Raw genomic sequence first — 2,486 nt, forward strand, 5'->3', positions numbered from 1 at the left:
TAGGAGTGGTATTTGCTATAGATAGAGCAGGGATTGTTGGTGAAGATGGAGAGACACATCAAGGGGTATTTGATATCTCATTTCTTCGAGTTATCCCCAATATGACTATCTTTGCACCATCATCCGATGAGACAATGGTAAAAGCGATGAAATTTGCCAAAGATTTTCCAACTCCTTGTGCCTTTCGATATCCAAGAGGGGCATTTAAATCTAGAGAGGAGAGAAGTTCAGAGTTTGAGCTTGGTAAATCACACCTAGTCCAAGAGGGGTCAGATATACTCTTTATCGGTTATGGTAATGGTGTAGGTAGAGCTATAGAGACAGCTAAATTTATGGATATCAATCCTACTATATTAGATTTGCGTTTTGTAAAGCCACTAGATGTAGAAAGATTATCCGTGTTGGCAAAAACTCACAAAAAATGGTTTGTATTTAGTGATAGCGTCAAAATTGGTGGAGTTGGTTCAGCTATCTTAGGATTCTTGGCTGATGAGTCTATTTGTGATGTTGAGTTAACTACATTTGAGTATGAGGATGAGTTTATTACTCATGGAAATACGACATTGGTGGAGGAGAGCTTGGGACTGCTACCGAAGCAATTGTCCCAAAGAGTTGTAGGTTCGATGAAATCGAACAATTAAACATTATTGAGGATTAAAATGGCAAAAGAGTACATCTTCACAAGCGAATCAGTAACAGAGGGTCATCCCGATAAGATGGCTGACCAAATATCTGATGCGATATTAGACTATATTATAGAGAGAGACCCCACAGCAAGAGTCGCTTGTGAGACACTAGTTAGCAATGGATTTTGTATCATTACAGGTGAGCTAAAAACAGAGACCTACGCACCGATGCAAGAGATTGCGAGAGAGGTAATTAGAGAGATTGGGTATACCAATGCAGCTTTTGGTTTTGATTATCGTAGTGCAGGTATTCTCAATGGTATTGGTGAGCAGAGCATGGATATTAGCCAAGGGGTAGACCAAGAGTCAGGAGAGTTGGGTGCTGGTGACCAAGGGATGATGTTTGGGTATGCTTGTTCAGAGACCAAGGAGTGTATGCCTTTAGCTATCTCTTTAGCACATAAGATTACAGCCAAATTGGCAGAGGTTAGAAAAAATGGCACGATACCTTTTATACGACCTGATGGTAAGGCACAGGTGAGTGTTCGGTATGTTGATGATAAGCCTGTGGCTATTGATACTATTGTGGTCTCTACACAGCATGATGAGAATATCTCTCAAAAGATTTTGAGGGAGGCTGTTATCACCGAGGTTATAGAAGAGGTGATACCCAAAGAGTTTATGAATGATGATATAACTTACCATATTAATCCAACAGGACGATTTGTAATCGGTGGCCCACAGGGGGATGCAGGACTTACTGGTAGAAAAATTGTGGTTGATAGCTATGGTGGATATGCTCCTCACGGTGGTGGAGCATTTTCTGGAAAAGACCCAACCAAGGTAGATAGGTCGGGAGCATATATGGCTAGATATATAGCAAAAAATTTAGTGGTAGCCGAGGTGTGTAGTAGGGTAACTATTCAAATCTCTTATGCGATGGGGATTGTTTTGCCTGTTTCTGTTATGGTTGATACTCATGGAACGGGGAAGGTTGAGGAGTCAAAGATAGAGGAGTGTATAGCTGAACTGTTTGATTTGTCCCCTGCTGGGATGATAAAAGAGCTTGACCTTTTGAGACCTATATATAGGAAAACAGCGTGTTATGGTCATTTTGGTCGTGAAAATATTGGATTTTCTTGGGAAGAGACAAATAGAGTAGAAGAGATAAAAAGCTATCTATTTTGATTGTGAAAATGATTATCAATTTATTAATTAACATAGTGTGTTAATGTGGAACGAAATAGTTAAATTGTGGTGATTAATCGTTCTTTATTAAAGATTTATTTAAACTACTTTTGCTATAGTTTGGAAACCAAAAATTAAGGAGCAAATATGGCAGTAAAAATTTTAGATACATGTATCAACTGTGCAGCCTGTATCGACGAGTGTCCTACAGAAGCAATCGTAGACGAGGATGATAATCCAACAGGTGAAGAGATTTATTATGTACACGCTGATAAGTGTGTTGAGTGTGTAGATCATTTTGATGAACCAGCGTGTGCTGAAGCTTGTCCAACAGAGGGTTGTATCGTATGGGATGATATTTCAGAGGGTATGCCATCATTGGAAGGTAGAGGTGCAAAAGGCGAACCTTGTATTGAGGATTAATCCTTTTTATCTCTAATATCTAAAGGGCAGAGACATCGCTCTGCCCCTACTTTTAAAACACTTTAGAAAACACTCACTTAAAAAAGCTTTTTCTCATCAAAATTTTGATAATATTCCATCCTAAAATAGAATTAATAGTATAGTTTAATCACTTTAATATTAAACCGATACTTATATGGAGCATTATACATGGAACAAACATTATCAATCATTAAACCAGATGCAGTAGCAAAAAACGTTGTAGGACAA

General features: G+C 38.5%; 3 protein-coding genes. All 3 read left to right on the forward strand.

From position 1 onward, the window contains the following. Nucleotides 1–641 (forward strand): transketolase C-terminal domain-containing protein (locus GSY74_RS02655; protein ID WP_304948052.1); only part of this gene is annotated, 641 nt, incomplete at its 5' end. Nucleotides 642–659: 18 nt separating this feature from the next. Then, nucleotides 660–1,814: a methionine adenosyltransferase gene (metK, locus tag GSY74_RS02660; RefSeq protein WP_164663567.1), complete on the forward strand. Its 1,155-nt coding sequence runs from the start codon at nucleotides 660–662 to the stop codon at nucleotides 1,812–1,814. 147 nt (nucleotides 1,815–1,961) lie between these two features. Continuing rightward, complete coding sequence (locus GSY74_RS02665) at nucleotides 1,962–2,237, forward strand: 4Fe-4S dicluster domain-containing protein (RefSeq protein WP_164663568.1); 276 nt, start codon at nucleotides 1,962–1,964, stop codon at nucleotides 2,235–2,237. Nucleotides 2,238–2,486 lie beyond the last annotated feature (249 nt).

The sequence above is a fragment of the Sulfurovum sp. bin170 genome (genome assembly GCF_010892395.1).
Taxonomy (GTDB): Bacteria; Campylobacterota; Campylobacteria; order Campylobacterales; family Sulfurovaceae; genus UBA1140.

Bases quoted from the DNA above. Each gene is read 5' to 3' on its own strand.
- metK (WP_164663567.1), top strand. From the start codon at position 660: ATGGCAAAAGAGTACATCTTCACAAGCGAATCAGTAACAGAGGGTCAT.
- GSY74_RS02665 (WP_164663568.1), top strand. From the start codon at position 1,962: ATGGCAGTAAAAATTTTAGATACATGTATCAACTGTGCAGCCTGTATC.